Below are 17667 nucleotides of genomic sequence, written 5' to 3'. Positions count from 1 at the left end.
TTTCGCGAGTGAACAACGCATCGGCCGCAGTCTATCACAGTTCTCTTTCTCCACCGGCACCGGCGCACGTAAGCGAAAGGTAAAAAAAACGGGGAATGCGCCATGCGCATTCCCCGTCTGAGCGTTGCCGATTAGCAATTAACGCCGGCCCGTAGGGTGCGCCAGCGGGTTGTGCGGCAACTGCTGATAATGCTCACGCCAGGCGGCGCCTTCCGGCAACAGCCAGACGCGTTGATGCAAACGAGCCAGCGTGACCGGATCACTCAGCAGCTCCAGACGTTTGCCCTTCACCAGCTTCTCAGGCCCCAACTGCAGCGCTTCGTTCACCCGCTCCTCACGATTGCGATCGAGCGTCGCGCGCAGATGGTGACGCGCCGTCGCCAACGCCGTCGCCAGCGCGTTGAAGGATGGATTGACCACCGCATGCATAAAGCCGTTGGTCAGCGCGCGGTTGCGGTTGAGATGCAGATATTCTTCCGTCGCCAACAGCTCACGCGGCGGATTGTACTCTTCCGGGATCAGGAACAGCTTGGCGCGTTTGCTTTTCATGCCCAGCGTTGCGCGGCTCGACAACACAGACACAAACGGCGACAGGATCAGCGAGAACACGATCGGCGCCAACCACCACAGGAAGCGCAGATCCAGCCACGCCATGCCGCCGGCCCACACCAGGCCCAGCAACATCTGCGAGCCATGGCGGCGGAACGCTTCGCCCCACGGCGTGTCGTCGTCGTCACGCTGCGGCGAATTCCACACCACTTCCCAACCAAGGAAGGCGCTCACCACGAACACGGTATGGAACAGCATGCGCACCGGCGCCAGCAGCACCGAGAACAGCATTTCCATCAGCATCGAAATGAACAGACGGAACGCCCCGCCGTATTCTTTCGCGCCCTTGGCCCAGATCAGCACAATACTGAGCAACTTCGGCAGGAACAGCAGCACCAGCGTGGTGGAGAACAGCGCTATCGCCAGCTCGGGCCGCCACTGCGGCCAGACCGGGAACAGCTGCCGTGGCTGCAGGAAGTATTGCGGCTCCATCAGCGTATGCACCACCTGCAATGCGGTGGAGAGCGCCAGGAACATAAACCACAGCGGCGCCGACAGGTAGGACATGACACCGGTAAGGAACACCGCGCGGTGCACCGGGTGCATGCCTTTCACCAGGAACAGGCGGAAGTTCATCAGGTTGCCGTGACACCAGCGACGGTCGCGCTTCAGCTCGTCCAGCAGGTTTGGCGGCAGCTCTTCATAACTGCCCGGCAGATCGTAAGCGATCCACACGCCCCAGCCGGCGCGGCGCATCAGCGCCGCTTCAACGAAGTCGTGCGACAGGATAGACCCGGCGAAAGAGCCCTCGCCCGGCAGCGGCGCCAGCGCACAGTGCTCGATAAACGGCTTCACGCGGATGATGGCGTTGTGCCCCCAGTAGTGCGACTCGCCCAGCTGCCAGAAATGCAGGCCAGCGGTGAACAACGGCCCGTAAACGCGGGTGGCGAACTGCTGCACGCGCGCATACAGGGTATCCATGCCGGACGCCTTCGGCGCCGACTGGATGATGCCGGCGTTCGGGTTGGCTTCCATCAGGCGCACCAGCCCGGTGAGGCATTCGCCGCTCATCACGCTGTCGGCATCCAGGATCACCATGTAGCTGTACTCACCGCCCCAGCGGCGGCAGAAGTCGTCGATGTTGCCACTCTTGCGTTTGACGCGGCGGCGGCGGCGGCGATAGAAGATGCGGCCGTGGCCATCGACATCGCGGCACAGCTCCATCCACGCTTTTTGCTCGGCCACGCAGATGTCCGGATCGTAGCTGTCGCTCAGCACGTAGATATCGAAGTGTTCCAGCTGACCGGTCGCGGCGACGGACTCATAGGTCGCACGCAGGCCGGCGAACACGCGTTCGACGTCTTCGTTGCAGATCGGCATGATCAGCGCAGTGCGGTGCGCCGGGTTGATCGGCTCATCGCCCTTGATGGTGGAGGAAATGCTGTATTTGTCCTTGCCGATCAGCAGCTGCAGGAAGCCCATCAGCGCGGTCCAGAAACCGGCCGAGACCCAGCAGAACAGTACGGCGAACAGGATCAGAATGCCGGTTTGCAGCACATACGGCAGCAGCTGCAACACCGACTGCATCAGATCCTGATCCAGCATGGCGATAGGATCGATCAGCGCCCAGCCCTGATAAGGCAAGATGGTTTTCATGTACCAGGTGGCGATGCCGGTTTGCACCAGCATCAGCACCAGCAGCACATAGCGGCGCATGGAGCCGACGGTACGCCAGCGGTTCTCGGCCTCGGCCTCCTCTTTGGTGGCGTGCCGATTGTGCGGCGACCGCCCCAGCAGAGAATCCCAGAAGCGCGCCACCGGGTTGGTGCGCCAGGCTTCCGGGAACATGGTGGTGCGTTTGATCGGCGGCGTCGCCTTCAGAATGGCGCGCCCTTCGGCGTCGGTATCGAAGTCGTCATCGCTGACCGCATCAGGCCAGGCGTTTTCGATACGCGGTTTGACCGAGGCCAGCGCCACGTCATCCGCCGACAGGCTATTAACGTTGGCGTCGGCGGCGCCCATCTGCCGATGGAGCGCCTCCAGTGCCTGAGCGCCATCCGCCGTTTGAGGGTTGAGCGCCTCCGACCGCTCGGCGGTCAGAGGCAGCGCCGCAAGATAATCCTGGGCGGGTTGAGTAGGCTTATTCATTGGCAGGTAGCTGATAGCTCCAGGTTTCCGACAGAGTCTTATCGCCATTGACCAGCGCCGCACGCATTTCTACCGGCTTCTTGTCGTCTTTCACTTTCAGACGCACCGTCAGGCGCCAGCCTTTGGTCACTGGGTTATAGCGGACGTTGTTTTCTACCATCTCACCGTTGTCGCCGATGCTAATCTGAGAGGCGACCGGGGTATTGGCGTCCAGCCCTTTCAGCACCGGGCCAACGAAGTCGACCAGGAAGGCCACGCTGCCGTCTGGCTCGCGGATCAGGTTGGACTGCTTCACGTCGCCGGTCGAACGCATGGTACGGGCCACATAGGCGATATCTTGCGAATGCAGTTTGTCTTCATCGCGGGTGAAGTTCAAACGGTAGCTCAGCGTCAGCGGCTTTTTGGCTTCCGGCAAGGTATCCGGCGTCCAGAACGCGACGATGTTGTCGTTGGTTTCATCCGCCGTCGGGATCTCCACCAGTTCGACCTTGCCTTTGCCCCAGTCGCCCTTCGGTTCGATCCAGGCGCTCGGGCGCAGATCGTAGCGATCGTCCAGATCTTCGTAATCCTTGAAGTTGCGGCCGCGCTGCAGCAGACCGAAGCCTTTCGGATTCTCGACGGTATAGGTGCTGACGGACAGGTGTTTAGGATTGTTCAGCGGACGCCAGATCCACTCGCCGTTGCCGGCGTGGATAGACAGACCGTTGGAATCGTGCAACGCCGGGCGGTAGTTCAGCGTCGGCGACGGCTGGTTCGGCCCGAACAGGTACATGCTGGTCAGCGGCGCCAGGCCCAGTTTGCCCACCTTGTCGCGCAGGAACACTTTAGACTCGACGTCCACGGTGGTGTCGCGGCCCGGGATCACCGTGAAACGGTAAGCGCCGGTGGCGCGCGGGGAATCCAGCAACGCATAAATCACCAGGTGCTTGTCGCCCTGCTTCGGACGCTCAACCCAGAATTCGCGGAAACGCGGGAACTCTTCGCCGGACGGCAAAGCGGTGTCGATAGCCAGGCCGCGAGCGGAAAGCCCGTAAACCTGTCCTTTACCCACCACGCGGAAATAGCTCGCGCCCAGCAGGCTCATGATCTCATCGTTTTTGTCGGCGCTGTTGATCGGATAAAGCACCTTAAAACCGGCAAAGCCGAGGTTTTTCACCGATTCAGGGTCGTGTTTGACCGAACCGAAGTTGAAGTAATCCGGGCTGTACTTGATCTGTTTTACGCTGGTGGAGGTGACTTCGTTGATTTTCACCGGCGTATCGAAGTACATCCCCTGATGATAAAACTCAAGCTTGAAAGGGGTTTTCAGCTTGCTCCAATAGGCTTTATCGTGATTGAACTGAATTTGCTGATAGTCTGCGAACTTCATCTCGCGGAACTGAGAAGGAAGGTTGCTCTTCGGGGCTTCGAAACCTTTCGCCGCCAGATCCTGCGCCTGCTTGGCGACATCATCAATAGAAAAGGCCCAAGCCGGCGAACTGAACAGCGTGAACAATACGGTCGCACCTAACCAACGAACGCTCGCGGCGCGTGGTTGTCCGGATAATATATTAACTAGCACATCCCCCCCTATTCGTGTGCTCAAAGCATTTAAATCCATATTAATGGATTACTCAGCTTTCCGACAACATGATAAATGGATGGTTCATGTTTACGGCTCATTGTTTAAGCAGCTGATGGAACACCAGCGTAGCAAGCCGCGCAACAAGACGCTATGGAAAAATGCGGGGGGCTATAGTAGGGTTCCGGATAACAATTTAACGTTTGACGACTTATTAAGCGTGTTAATGAACTCTCGATTAAATCACCAGCGGTAATCTATGACTAAAGGCAGCAAACAGCGCGAGTTTTTCCTCGACTCCATCAGAGCCTATTTGATGTTGCTCGGCATTCCGTTTCACCTCTCCCTGATTTATTCCAGCCACGCCTGGGCGGTGAACAGCGCTTCGCCCTCCTTCTCGCTCACGGTGCTGAACGACTTCATCCACGCCTTCCGCATGCAGGTGTTCTTCGTGATATCCGGCTACTTCTCCTACATGCTTTACGAGCGCTACGAGCGCCACCAGTGGCTGAAGGTCAGGCTGGAGCGGGTGGCGATCCCGCTGTTGAGCTCCATCCCGCTGATCACGGTGCCGCAGTTTTTCATGCTGAAATATTTCACCGACAAATTAAACGGCTGGGATGAATTTTCTCTCTATCAGAAAATAAATGTAACAGTTTGGGAATTGGTTTCTCATCTGTGGTTCTTATTGACGCTGTCATTGTTAACCTGCGCCTGTTTTTATCTGTTCCGTAAAATCAAGCGTCAAACCCGTGAACATATTCCAACGCTAATAAACAGAATGCGTGGATTAGGAAACATCTCACTGTATTTCTTTATTTATGCGGTATGCTACTCGGCCGCGCACCGCATTATTTTAATTTTCGCCCCGCAGCTATTATCCAACGGCCTGTTCAATTTCGTGGTGATGGAGACGATGTTCTACCTGCCGTTCTTCCTCCTCGGCGCCTATGCGTTTAAGTATGTGTGGCTTAAGGAGATTTTTCTGCGCCGCTCGCCGCTGGCACTGCTCGGTTCGCTGCTGCTGTTTATCGCATATATGCTTAACCAAAAGCTGTTGGCGCACAGCAGCTATATGTTCGAGCTGGAAGTGGTGATCAAAACCCTAATGGGGATCCTGATGACCAACGTCGTGTTCTCTTTCGGGCATAACCTGCTGAATTATCACTCGCCGCGCATCACCTATCTGGTCAACGCCTCGCTGTTTATATATCTGGTGCACCATCCGTTAACCCTGATATATGGCGCTTTCGTGACGCCGTATATCGGCAACAACCTGTTGGGATTCTTGCTGGGCCTGCTGTTTGTGTTCTCCCTGGCCTTCGCGCTATATGAACTGCACAAGCGCATTCCGGCACTGCGCTTCCTGTTCTCCGGCAAACCGCAATAACCTTGCCCCTGTAAACCCGACCGTTTGCAGGGGGATTCTGTCATATTGCCGCCGCGTAAAAAGCCTATACTGGTGGTTTGCATGCAGAGCACGCATTGCTCAGCCTGGCGTCGCCCGTTCGGGCAAAGTGATACGGCTGCATAGATAACCTAGCCGTTATAACTGCAATGCATAAGTAGAAATCCGGATCCCTGCCTTACGGTAGTGATTGGGCTCAGCACCCCCGAAGGGCTGCGCGATCGTTTAATTTATTCGATGGCGTTAGCTGCATCTCCCTTCCGTCACGACAGAGAGGATTTTGAATGACCGATAAGAACACCCCGGCTCAAGAAGCCGTAGCGGAAAACGCCACCCTGCTGAAGATCCTCGGCAGGTTGCTGTCCGCGCTGGACGCTTCGATCAGCGGCAAAGAACGCAGCGTTTTGGTCGCTGAGCTTTCCAACTTCAATCTCGACGGCATTTCTGAAGCAGAAAGCAAGCTGGCCACCGAGCTGATCAAACGGGCGCTGGAATCGCTCGATCATTAATCCTACCGCGCCTGCAAACCATTAAGCCTGCCTGCGCGGGCTTAATGGTTTTTCCCACCGTGCAAACCCGGCATTGTTGCCAAAACCGAAATACAGCAGCCTGATAATGTTGGATAAAAGACAGCATTCTCCCTCTTCCCCTCACTTTATTCGGTTAATCGCACCAAAGGGCAATAATTGATCGGTTGTTTTCGCAATCAGCCTTGGCGTTTTACCCACTAAACACGTTATCATCGACACCAGCGCAGTGCCCCTATCCCCCAGCCTCAGGAGAGCGATATTTTGGATGCCAGCACCATTAACAGTTTGTTCGTCATCGGTGCCGTGCTGGTGGGGGCAAGCATTCTGCTCAGCTCATTTTCTTCCCGGCTCGGCATTCCGATCCTGGTGATCTTCCTGGCGATCGGCATGCTGGCCGGCGTCGATGGCCCCGGCGGCATCGTCTTCAGCAATTACCCGGTCGCTTATCTGGTCAGCAACCTCGCGTTGGCGGTGATCCTGCTCGACGGCGGCATGCGTACCCGGGTCAGCTCTTTCCGCGTCGCCCTGTGGCCGGCACTCTCTCTCGCCACCGTCGGCGTAGTGATCACCGCCGGCCTGACCGGCATGGCCGCCGCCTGGCTGTTCAATCTCGATCTGCTGCAGGGGCTGCTGATCGGCGCCATCATCGGTTCCACCGACGCCGCCGCGGTCTTCTCTCTTTTGGGGGGCAAAGGTTTGAACGAACGCGTCAGCGCCACGCTGGAGATCGAATCCGGCAGCAACGATCCGATGGCGGTGTTTCTCACCATCACGCTGATTGCGATGATCGCCGCCGGGGAAACCGCACTGAGCTGGACCTTCCCGCTGCATCTGATGCAGCAGTTCGGCATGGGCATCGTCTTCGGTCTGGGCGGCGGCTGGCTGCTCCTGACGCTGATCAACCACATCAAACTGGCGGACGGCCTCTATCCGCTGCTGGCGGTAAGCGGCGGTATTCTTATTTTCGCGCTGACCACCGCGCTGGACGGCAGCGGCATTCTGGCGGTGTATCTGTGCGGCCTGCTGCTGGGCAACCGGCCGATCCGCAACCGTCACGGCATCGTACAAACCTTCGATGGCCTCGCCTGGCTCAGCCAGATCGGCATGTTCCTGGTGCTCGGGCTGCTGCTTAACCCGCACGAGCTGCTGCCGATCGCCATCCCTGCCCTGCTGCTGTCGCTGTGGATGATCCTGTTCGCCCGCCCGCTGTCGGTGTTTATCGGCCTGCTGCCGTTCCGCAGCTTTACCCTGCGCGAGCGCGGCTTTATTTCCTGGGTCGGCCTGCGCGGCGCGGTGCCGGTGATACTGGCGGTGTTCCCGATGATGGCCGGGCTGCCCAACGCCCAGCTGTTCTTCAACGTGGCGTTCTTCGTGGTGCTGGTCTCCCTGCTGCTGCAGGGCACCACACTGTCGTTCGCCGCCAAAAAAGCCAAGGTGATCGTGCCGCCGGCGCTGACGCCGATCTCCCGCGTTGGGCTGGACGTGCACCCGGAGAACCAGTGGGAACAGTTCGTGTATCAGCTTTCGGCGGAAAACTGGTGCGTCGGCGCGGCGCTGCGTGAGCTGAAAATGCCGCCCAATACCCGCATCGCCGCCCTGTTCCGTGGCAAAGAGCTGCTCCATCCTAGCGGCAGTACCCGGCTGCGGGAGAACGATATTCTGTGCGTCATCGGCCATGAGCACGATCTGCCGATCCTCGGCAAGCTGTTCAGCCAGGCGCCGGCCGTGACGCTCGACGAACGCTTCTTCGGCGACTTTATCCTGCAATCCGACGCCCGTTTAAGCGACATCTCGCAGGTTTATGGTCTCAATCTGCAAGACGACGTCGACGAGCAGCAGACGCTGGGGCAGTTCGTCATTCAGCTGATCGGCGGTGAACCGGTGATCGGCGACCAGGTGGAATGGGACGGTCTGACCTGGACCATCGCCGAAATGGACGGCAATCAAGTCAGCAAGATAGGCGTGCGGATCGTGACCGACTAACGCTGCCGCTCAGGCGCCGGCCTATCAGATGAGGGAACTTCTGGCCTTAAGAACGCTCTTAATCTCTATCACGATGTATGCAGTACGGCGCCGCCAAATTATATCCCTTTGATATAACGGCGCCGATAGGGATTAGGGAAGTGAACGGCAAGACTCGATTTCTTTCGGTGATAGTGATCATGGCGCTGGGCGTAGCGGCGCTCGATCTCGGCATCGCCGGTTTGGTCCATAGACTTTTAATTGGATAATTTCAACGTGACGCAGCAGGAACAAGAAAAAGACATTCTGGGGAAAATACTGGTGACGGTGTCCGCGCTTTGCCTGATTCTGGTGGCGGCGTTCCTGATCTGGGGATTCGTGCTGGATTGACGCCGCGCGACGCTCAGACATAAAAAAAACCGCCGCGGCGGTTTTTTTTATGGGGCAGGCAATCAGATCTTGCAACCTTCGCAGTCCGCTTCGTCTTCGAGGAACTCGGGGACCTCTTTTACCTTCTGCGCCGCTTTTTCTTCGGCTTTCGCCAGTTCGGCATCGATATCAAAATCGAAAATATCATCACTCATCGCTTGGTCCTCATTCTGCTTCGCGTTCAAACGCTGAGTATAATCGACAAGCCGCCGGCCGGAAACCTTTCAGTTCGCCGCCGCCAGCTGAGACGGTTCATCCTGCGGCTTTTTTCCGTAGGCCATGTCGTACACGTCGTAGAAATCGATTTCGCCCTTGTTGCCGATGATGATTCGCATCTTCTGTTTCAGCGCGGCGCCGATGGACGGCTCATCCAGCAGCTGCTGCACCGCATAAGGCGACAGCGCGCGGGTGAAGTACCATTCGCCGTTGTAGCAAACCCGCAAATCCAGCACCCCGATGTCCTCGAAACGATACACCGGCCGGATCTCGATCAGCAGCATGGCGAACATGAACAGCACGAAAGCGGTGAAGCCCAGGAAGGCATACATCCCCATATACGGCACCTGATACATCACGGCGATCACCGCGAAGTAACCGGCGAACATGGCAAGGCACAAATAGCGGTGAGTGCGGGCGAATTCGCTGTTGAAACGCGGCTTGCCGTCGCGCCCCTCGCGCCGATTGATCTGTTCAATCTCTTTAACCAAGATGCTTTTAATCGCGTCCATCGTTACAACCTTATGCTGGAAACAGCATTGCCATCAAATCTCACCGCTAAAAGTAACACAAGTACAGTTTTGCCGGGTAGATCAGTTAGCCAACTTAATGGCGGCAACTGTTATAGTTCGGCTTCAGCGCGGCTGAGCGGCTTTGCCTTGCGCAAACATGAACATGCGCTGGGCGACGTCGTCGGCCTGTTTGATTTTTTGCTTTTGCGGTTCGTTGCTGCGTTGAATGGCGCGGGCGTAGGCGATTTCATGGGCCTGATCGATCATGGCGATGATCCGGTCACGTTCGACCTTCTCCATATTGCCCAACATGGTGGTGATAATCGCCTGATAAGCGTTGGATGCGGCGGTCAGCGCTTTCTCTCTCGCCTCAAGGGCGGCGACGCGTTGCAAGAGCTCCTGCAGTTGCTCGGAGTGAGACATATCGACCTCCTGTTGCCGGGCAGCAAGCCTGCCTGATTACAGTTTAGCAAAGGATCGAAAGAGAAAGAGGAAGGAAAGCCAGCGGTTACGGTAAAGCACACCCGAAAATCCCAACGAGGAGCCGATAGTGCAAATCAACCCGGGTGCGCTTTACGATAAGCGCGGTGAGATGAAGGAAAGAAAGCTGGCGCGCTATGCAGGACTCGAACCCGCGTCTATCAATTTTCAAGCCAAAACAAGCCATTATAAAACCAATCACTCTGCCAACTGAGTTAATAGCGCGTTCCTTCGCTTCGGGGTGCCATTATCCATAACAACATTATGGACTCAAGCTTTTTTAGCATAATGCCCTGAATTTACAGATAAGTCTTAGGTTATCGATAGCGTTATGGCATTACGGCAGCGCAATAATCCGATAATCGCCGGCCATGAGCGGCTTGCACAGAATCTTGTAGCCATCGCTGTCAAAGTGGCTGGCCGCGCTCTGCAGCAACTTCGCCTGCGCCAGATTGCCGACCGAGCCCAGATAAAACCAATTGTGGATCACATGGTACTGACGCAGCGTCTCGCCCTGCTCCTCCAGCGCCACGCGTCCGGCGAACGGCCAACAGGCGATGCGCAACTGTTCAAGCGCCGCGCTAAGCCGCAGAGCATGTTCCTGCGCCGACTCCACGCCACAGCAGGCGCCGGCGCACTTGCGCAGGCTGTAACGGAAACAGGCTCGCCCGGCGGGCAGCTTGTCGATCCCCAGCTTGCCGTAACATAAACGATGCTCGTCGGCGATGGCGCGCAGCTTTTCCAGCGCGGCGTGGCGATTGGCAAACAGCCCGTAGAGATCGGGCGTGACGGCGAAGTCGATCTCTTTGGCGTGAGCAATCGTCACCGCATCTGCCTGCAAGCGCAGCGCGCAAAGCTGTTTCGAGCGCCGCAGACGTTTGTTGAACAGCGGCTGTTGTTGTTTGATCAACTGCGCCTCCAGCAGCAATGCGCCCAACTCACCGGCGGTCTCGATAAAGCTGATGCGTCGAGTTTGGCGCAGCATTTTAGCCTCGTCCTGCGCGCGGAAGTGCGCCATCACCCGGCTGCGTATATTGACGCTTTTACCGATGTAAAGCGGCAGGCTCTCGCTTTGACCGTGAAACACATACACGCCCGGCCCTTTAGGCAACGGCGCCAGGCAGGCGCGCAGGTGCTCCGGGTATTGATAAATGTCGAGTTCCGGCTCGAGGCGGTTTGGCATCATGGCGGTGGCATTATCCTGCTGATGAATGAATACTGGTTTTTTAGCCAGTATAACGCGCCCTGCAGCCGGTTGCACACCCGGCGGATAATAACTCACCGTGATCTTTAACGGGAAAGCCTTTACTATTTCCTTTCCAGCGGGAAAGCGCCTCACGTTTAGCGCCAGTTCAAGCTGGCGCTGCCATGATGGCAGACTGGAACCGCCGCTTTTATCGTTATGGAAAACCTGAGTATGTCATCACTGAAACTCCCCTCCCGCCGTCTGGCGTTGCTCGCCGCCATCGTTTTCATCGCCGTCGCCGTCGCGCTGGCCATCTTTTGGCAACGCCCGCCGCAGCAGGATTACGTTACCGCGCCGGCCCGCCTGGGCGATATCGAAAACGCCGTGCTGGCCACCGGGCGGCTGGATGCCATCGAACGCGTCAACGTCGGCGCCCGCGTCTCCGGCGAAGTCAAATCGCTGAAGGTCAAGCTGGGCGATCGCGTCACCAAAGGGCAACCGATCGCCGACATCGACGATCTGCAACAGCGCAACGATCTGCGCAACGCCGAGGCGGCGCTGAACGTAGTCAAAGCCAATATGTTAGCCAAACAGGCCTTGCTGAAACAGGCGGAGTCGCGTTTCAAACGCCAGCGCCGCATGCTGAACGACGAAGCCAGTTCGCGGGAAGACTTCGAAACTGCCGAAGCCTCGCTCGCCACCACTCGCGCCGATCTGCAGGCGCTCAATGCGCAGTTGGTGCAATCGCAGATCGAAGTCGAGAAGAAAAAAATCGATCTGGGCTATACCCGCGTGGTTGCGCCGATGGACGGCATCGTTATCGCCGTGGTCACGCAGCAGGGGCAAACGGTCAACTCCAGCCAAAGCGCGCCGACCATCGTCAAGCTGGCGCGGTTGGATATGATGACCATCAAGGCGCAGATCTCCGAAGCCGACATCACCCGCATTTCACCGGGGCAAAAGGCGTACTTCACTATTTTCTCCGATCCGGATAAACGGTACGACGCCACGCTGCGCACCATCGAGCTGGCGCCGGAATCGGTGATGAAAGACGATTCGCTCGCCGGCACCAGCTCCGCTTCCGGCTCCGGCACCTCGAACGCCTCGGTCTATTACAACGCGCTGCTGGACGTACCCAACCCGGAGAACCGCCTGCGCATTGCCATGACCGCGCAGGTGTCCTTGCTGCTCGGCGACGCGAAGAACACCCTGCTGGTGCCGATCCAGGCGGTGCATAAAGCCGAAGGAGAAATGCAGCAGGTGCAGGTGCTGACCCAGGACCAGCGGTTGGAAACGCGCAAAGTGACCACCGGCATCACCAACAATGTCGACATTCAGATCCTCAGCGGCCTGAAAGCCGGTGAAACCGTGGTGCTGTCGCAGCCCGCCGCCAAATCGGCTGAGGATGGCATCTTCCTGTGAACGCGATCATCGAACTAAAAGGCATCAGCCGAACGTACACCAACGGCGGTCAAGCGTTAACGGTGTTGAAAGACATCGATCTGACCATCGCCGCCGGCGAGCTGGTGGCGATCATCGGCGCTTCCGGCTCAGGCAAATCGACGCTGATGAACATCATGGGCTGCCTCGACGTGCCGGATCGCGGCGATTACTACATCAGCGGCCAGAACGCCGCCCACCTGTCGCCGGACGAACTGGCCCGCCTGCGCCGCGAACATATCGGTTTTATCTTCCAGCGCTATCACCTGATGCCCGATCTCAGCGCGCTGGGCAACGTCGAAATCCCGGCCATCTACGCCAACGCCCGGCGCGATCAGCGGCGGCTGCGGGCGGCGCAACTGCTGGCGCGGTTAGGCCTGGAGGGACGCGAAGACCACAAGCCCGGCCAGCTTTCCGGCGGCCAACAGCAGCGCGTCAGCATCGCCCGCTCCCTGATCAACGGCGGCGAAATTATCCTGGCGGACGAACCGACCGGCGCGCTGGACACCCAATCCGGCCAGGAAGTGCTGGCGATCCTGAGCGAACTGAATCAGCGCGGCCATACCGTGGTGATCGTCACCCACGATATGAAAGTGGCGCAACATGCGCAGCGCGTCATCGAACTGCAAGACGGCAAGATCATCGCTGACAGCGGCCGCAAATCGGCGTCCGGCCCATCGTTGCCGCCGCCGAACCGCAGCCGGCAAAGCGGCTGGCAACGCCTAATCGACCGCACCCGCGAATCGCTGCACATGGCGCTGAAAGCGATGAACGCTCATCGTCTGCGCACCGCGCTGACCATGACCGGCATCATCTTCGGCATCGCCGCCGTGGTCACGGTAGTGGCGCTGGGCGAAGGCGCCAAACAGCGCACGCTGGAAAACCTCAAAGATCTCGGCACTAACGTGGTAAGCATCTATCCGGGCCGCGATTTCTTCGACGACGCCATCGACAGCATCCGCACCCTGGTGCCGGCCGATGCCGACGCGCTGGCGCAGCAAAGCTTCATCGACAGCGTCAGCCCGGAAGTAGACGCTTCCGACAGCATCCGTTTTCGCAGCAAATCCGCCACCGCCTCGATCACCGGCGTCGGGCGCGACTATTTCCGCGTTAACGGCGTCGAGCTGTTACAAGGCGTGACTTTCCGCGACGATCGTAATGCGCTGCAGGAAGTGATCATCGACGACAATGCGCGCCAGGCGCTGTTCGGCGATTTCGGCGTCGAGCCGCTCGGCCAGATCGTGTTTCTCGGCTCGGTGCCGGCACGGGTGATCGGTGTGGCGAAAAGCAATCGCAACTACGCGCCCAATCGCATTACTGTTTGGATGCCCTACAGCACGGTGATGTATCGCATGGTAGGCAAACCGACGCTCAGCGGCATCACCGTTCGGCTAAAGGACAATGTCGCCAGCGAATCGGCCGTCACCGCTATCACACAGCTGTTGACCCAACGCCATGGCGTAAAAGATTTCCGTTTGTACAACTTCGATAAAATCCGAAAGTCCATCGAACGCACGTCAATGACTTTCAGCCTGCTGATCCTGATGGTGGCGTCCATCGCGCTGGTGATCGGCAGCCTGGGCGTGATGAACATCATGCTGGTCTCGGTGACCGAACGCACCCACGAAATCGGCGTGCGCATGGCGGTCGGCGCGCGGCGCAGCGACATCATGCAACAGTTCATGATAGAGGCGGTGCTGGTCTGTCTGATCGGCGGTGCTTTGGGCATCGCGCTATCGTTCGCCGCCGGGTCGCTGTTCACCTCGCTGGCGGGCGGCATGTTCACCGCCATCTATTCCTGGCAAGCCGCCGCCACGGCGTTTTTCTGTTCAACCTTAATCGGCATGATCTTCGGTTATCTCCCCGCCCGCAAAGCGGCAAGGATGGATCCGGTCGTTTCATTGGCCAGCGAGTAACCCATGAAAATTTTATCTCCCCTGGCGTTAAGCCTCGCCGCCCTGCTCACCGCCGGCTGCGGCAATGCCCTGAAAAGCGACTACCAGGCGCCGCAGGTCAACTATCCTGCGGGGTGGCAATACGCTGCCGACAACGCCGCGCCGACGCCGTTCGACTGGCGCGATTTCCACGATCCCGAGCTCGATCGTTGGCTGCAACTGGTGATGGCGAGCAATAACGATCTGGCCGCCGCCGTGCTGCGCGTTTACCGCGCGCGGCTCGAGGCGGAACGCGTCGGCATCAGCACCGCGCCCGGCGTCAGCGCCTCATTAGGCAGCAGCATTAATCGCCCGCTGTCCGAGTCCTCCGCGTGGAATAAAACCAGCAACGCGACACTCTCTACGAGCTATGAAGTCGATCTGTGGGGTAAACTGGCACGCCAGCGCGACGCCGCCGAGTGGGCCAGCCAGGCTTCCGAGCAGGATCTGCAAACGGCGCGCCTGACGCTGCTGGCCGACGCCGCCACGAATTACTGGCGCATCGGCTTCCTCAATCAGCAGATCGACGTCAGCCGGGCGAGCATCGCCTATGCCAAAACGACGCTACGGCTGGCCAACGCCCGTTATCAGGCCGGCAGCATCTCGGCGCTGGACGTGGTGAACGCGGAGCAAAGCTTGCTGACGCAGGAAAGCCGACTGCTGGCGTTGCAGCACGAACGCCAACAGGCGCTGAACGAACAGGCGGTGCTGCTGGGTGCGCCTTCGGGCCAGGCCACCATCGCGCCCGCACGCCTGCCGACGGCGGCGATGCCGCAGATCAACACCGGCATTCCCGCCAGCGTCCTGAGCCGTCGCCCGGATCTCAGCGCTCAAGAGCTGCGGTTGCGCGCCGCCCTGGCCAACGTCGATGAAAAACGTCTGCAATACTATCCCGAGTTCAGCCTGACCGGTTCACTGGGCGCCAGCAGCAGCGCGCTGCTGGAATTCCTGCGCAACCCGACGGGCAGCCTCAGCGCCAGCCTGACGCTGCCGTTCCTGCAGTGGCGGCAAATGGGCGTGGAGATCAAGATCGCCCGCAACGACTATGAACAGCAAGTTCTGGCCTTCAAGCAGGCGCTGTACAAAGCGATGGGCGATGTGAACAATGCGCTGTCACTGCGCACGCAGCTGCTGGCGCAGGAGACGCAGTTGCGCGCCTCATTGGCGCTGGCGCGCAAATCGGAGCGGCTGAACGAGGTGCGCTACCGGCAGGGCGCCGTCACCATTACCGACTGGCTAAACGCTCAGGAGCAACGCCGTCAGGCGGAACTGGCGGTGGATGAAAACCGCTTCGCGCAGTACCAGAATCTGGCGAAAATCTATCTGGAATTCGGCGGTTCGTCGGCGCCATAATCCAACCGGCCCGGCCATCGGGCCGGGTCTTTTTTGACGGCAAACACATCAATTTTTCCTGTTTTATCTCCCGAACTCTCTATACTTGAAGCATCGTCAATCAGACGAAAAATCGCCAAATCGCGCAATTATTAGACCAATCTCGCACCAAATCGGTGCAAATACTTAAGTTAAACTGCTGGATTTGATCGCCGCAAGATATAACGTTAAGCTATAGATGCAAAATAATTAGTCACCTAAATGACATAACATCGGCATAAGCGAGGTTATTTTGCGATCCACATCACAACTTAAATGTGGATAATGGATCGTTTTGAATCGCGATTCGATTAGCCGATTTGATAACTCAAAAACAACAGTGAACGGAGATTGCGCTTTCACGAACAACGAATAATTCATTAAGGGATGATTATATGAAGTTAAGAAAAAAACGACATAAACCGATGCACATTAACGACATCACCATCATCGATGACAGCAAACTCAAGAAGGCGATCACCGCGGCGGCCCTGGGCAACGCGATGGAGTGGTTCGACTTCGGCGTATACGGCTTTGTCGCCTATGCGCTTGGCCAGGTCTTCTTCCCCGGCGCCTCTCCCGGCGTACAAATGATCGCCGCGCTGGCGACCTTCTCCGTGCCCTTCCTGGTGCGTCCGCTCGGTGGTCTGTTCTTCGGCGCCATGGGCGACAAGTTCGGCCGGCAAAAAGTTCTCTCGGTCACCATTATCATCATGGCGGTCAGCACCTTCTGTATCGGCCTGATCCCGTCCTATGCGTCGATCGGCATCTGGGCCCCGATCCTGCTGCTGCTGGCCAAACTGGCGCAGGGCTTCTCCGTCGGCGGTGAATATTCCGGTGCGGCGATCTTCGTCGCCGAATACTCACCGGACCGCAAACGCGGCTTTATGGGCAGCTGGCTGGATTTCGGCTCCATCGCCGGCTTTGTGATGGGCGCAGGCGTAGTGGTGCTGATCTCCAGCATCGTCGGCGAAGCCAACTTCCTCGACTGGGGCTGGCGCATTCCGTTCTTCATCGCCGCGCCGCTGGGCCTGATCGGTCTCTATCTGCGCCATGCGCTGGAAGAAACCCCGGCGTTCCAGCAGCACGTGGATAAGATGGAGAAAGAGGATCGCAACGCCATCGAAAATCCGCCGAAAACCTCGTTCAAAGAGATCGCGGCCAAACACTGGAAAAGTTTGCTGGTGTGCGTCGGTATCGTGATTTCCACCAACGTGACCTATTACATGCTGCTGACCTACATGCCGAGCTACCTGTCGCATAACCTGCACTACTCGGAGGATCACGGCGTTCTGATCATCATCGCCATCATGATCGGCATGCTGTTCGTGCAGCCGGTGATCGGCCTGACCAGCGACCGTATCGGTCGTAAGCCGTTTATCATCGGCGGCAGCATCGGCCTGTTGGCGCTGGCGATCCCGTGCTTCATTTTGATCAACAGCAACGTCATCGGCCTGATCTTCGTCGGCCTGCTGGTGCTGGCGGTGCTGCTCAACTCCTTCACCGGGGTAATGGCCTCGATTCTGCCGGCAATGTTCCCGACGCACATCCGCTACAGCGCGCTGGCGATTTCGTTCAACATTTCGGTACTGATCGCCGGTGCGACACCGACCGTCGCTGCCTGGCTGGTCGAAGCGACCGGCAACCTGTACATGCCGGCCTACTACCTGATGGTTGTGGCGGTGATCGGTCTTATCACCGGTCTGTACATGAAAGAGACCGCCAACAAGCCGCTGCGCGGCGCGACGCCGGCCGCTTCTGACCGTACCGAAGCGAAAGAACTGCTGCAGGAGACCTACGACAACATCGAACAGAAAGTCGAGGACATCAACGCGCAGATCGCCGAGCTGGAAAAGAAAAAGCAGATCCTGATAGACCAGCACCCCAAGCTGGACTGATCGCCGCTGAAAGCCACCCGTTTGGGTGGCTTTTTTACTTTGA

14 protein-coding genes and 1 tRNA gene are annotated in these 17667 nt (G+C 58.2%); 8 read left to right on the top strand and 7 right to left on the bottom strand.

Features of this window, described 5'->3' with window-relative positions; all coding sequences use genetic code 11:
• Positions 1-138: 138 nt before the first annotated feature.
• Both mdoH and mdoG read right to left on the bottom strand, forming a co-directional pair.
• Positions 139-2697 carry a glucans biosynthesis glucosyltransferase MdoH gene (gene mdoH / locus GT753_RS05055; protein ID WP_015377416.1) on the bottom strand — a complete coding sequence of 853 codons (2559 nt, stop codon included), beginning with the start codon at positions 2695-2697 and terminating at the stop codon, positions 139-141.
• On the bottom strand, positions 2690-4258 hold the full coding sequence (gene mdoG, locus GT753_RS05050) for a glucans biosynthesis protein MdoG (protein WP_004927882.1): 1569 nt from the start codon (positions 4256-4258) through the stop codon (positions 2690-2692). Before mdoG ends, mdoH begins: the two co-directional genes overlap by 8 nt.
• 259 nt (positions 4259-4517) lie before the next feature.
• On the opposite strand from mdoG, the gene mdoC reads away from it, so the two are divergent.
• The 4 genes from mdoC (at position 4518) to GT753_RS25905 (ending at position 8548) form a co-directional block, all read left to right on the top strand.
• On the top strand, positions 4518-5648 hold the full coding sequence (gene mdoC / locus GT753_RS05045; protein WP_033633375.1) for a glucans biosynthesis protein MdoC: 1131 nt from the start codon (positions 4518-4520) through the stop codon (positions 5646-5648).
• A gap of 302 nt (positions 5649-5950) precedes the next feature.
• Positions 5951-6175: a hypothetical protein gene (locus GT753_RS05040; RefSeq protein ID WP_033633376.1), complete on the top strand. Its 225-nt coding sequence runs from the start codon at positions 5951-5953 to the stop codon at positions 6173-6175.
• 282 nt (positions 6176-6457) lie between these two features.
• Positions 6458-8179 (top strand): potassium/proton antiporter, encoded by a 1722-nt coding sequence (locus GT753_RS05035; RefSeq protein ID WP_015377414.1) that lies wholly within the window; start codon positions 6458-6460, stop codon positions 8177-8179.
• A gap of 240 nt (positions 8180-8419) precedes the next feature.
• Positions 8420-8548 (top strand): hypothetical protein, encoded by a 129-nt coding sequence (locus tag GT753_RS25905; protein ID WP_016928228.1) that lies wholly within the window; start codon positions 8420-8422, stop codon positions 8546-8548.
• A 62-nt stretch (positions 8549-8610) separates the two neighbouring features.
• Here GT753_RS25905 and GT753_RS25900 read toward each other — a convergent pair whose 3' ends face one another.
• From GT753_RS25900 to cho, 5 genes are all read right to left on the bottom strand, one after another.
• Positions 8611-8742, bottom strand: a complete 132-nt coding sequence (locus GT753_RS25900) for a hypothetical protein (RefSeq protein WP_015377413.1) — start codon at positions 8740-8742, stop codon at positions 8611-8613.
• Between the two features lie 69 nt (positions 8743-8811).
• Positions 8812-9315: a YlaC family protein gene (locus GT753_RS05030; RefSeq protein WP_015377412.1), complete on the bottom strand. Its 504-nt coding sequence runs from the start codon at positions 9313-9315 to the stop codon at positions 8812-8814.
• Positions 9316-9438: 123 nt separating this feature from the next.
• A complete protein-coding gene (locus GT753_RS05025) occupies positions 9439-9738 on the bottom strand; it encodes a sigma-S stabilization anti-adapter protein IraP (RefSeq protein ID WP_021504894.1) in 300 nt (99 codons plus the stop codon).
• Positions 9739-9923: 185 nt separating this feature from the next.
• A tRNA-OTHER gene (locus tag GT753_RS05020) sits at positions 9924-10020 on the bottom strand.
• A gap of 112 nt (positions 10021-10132) precedes the next feature.
• The gene (cho, locus tag GT753_RS05015; protein WP_015377410.1) at positions 10133-10981 is read right to left on the bottom strand and encodes an excinuclease Cho; all 849 of its coding nucleotides are present in this window, start codon (positions 10979-10981) and stop codon (positions 10133-10135) included.
• A 216-nt stretch (positions 10982-11197) separates the two neighbouring features.
• On the opposite strand from cho, the gene GT753_RS05010 reads away from it, so the two are divergent.
• From GT753_RS05010 to proP, 4 genes are all read left to right on the top strand, one after another.
• The gene (locus GT753_RS05010) at positions 11198-12403 is read left to right on the top strand and encodes an efflux RND transporter periplasmic adaptor subunit (RefSeq protein ID WP_118911662.1); all 1206 of its coding nucleotides are present in this window, start codon (positions 11198-11200) and stop codon (positions 12401-12403) included.
• Positions 12400-14337, top strand: coding sequence for a MacB family efflux pump subunit (locus GT753_RS05005; RefSeq protein WP_160125322.1), 1938 nt, complete (start codon positions 12400-12402; stop codon positions 14335-14337). The genes GT753_RS05010 and GT753_RS05005 overlap by 4 nt, the downstream gene beginning before the upstream one ends.
• Before the next feature lie 3 nt (positions 14338-14340).
• Positions 14341-15708, top strand: coding sequence for a TolC family protein (locus GT753_RS05000; RefSeq protein WP_160125321.1), 1368 nt, complete (start codon positions 14341-14343; stop codon positions 15706-15708).
• Between the two features lie 413 nt (positions 15709-16121).
• Positions 16122-17624 carry a glycine betaine/L-proline transporter ProP gene (gene proP, locus GT753_RS04995; protein ID WP_015377406.1) on the top strand — a complete coding sequence of 501 codons (1503 nt, stop codon included), beginning with the start codon at positions 16122-16124 and terminating at the stop codon, positions 17622-17624.
• Positions 17625-17667 lie beyond the last annotated feature (43 nt).

This window comes from Serratia sp. Z4 (assembly GCF_009900725.1).
Classification (GTDB): Bacteria; Pseudomonadota; Gammaproteobacteria; order Enterobacterales; family Enterobacteriaceae; genus Serratia; species Serratia nematodiphila.
This window is presented reverse-complemented; position numbering and strand designations above follow the sequence as displayed.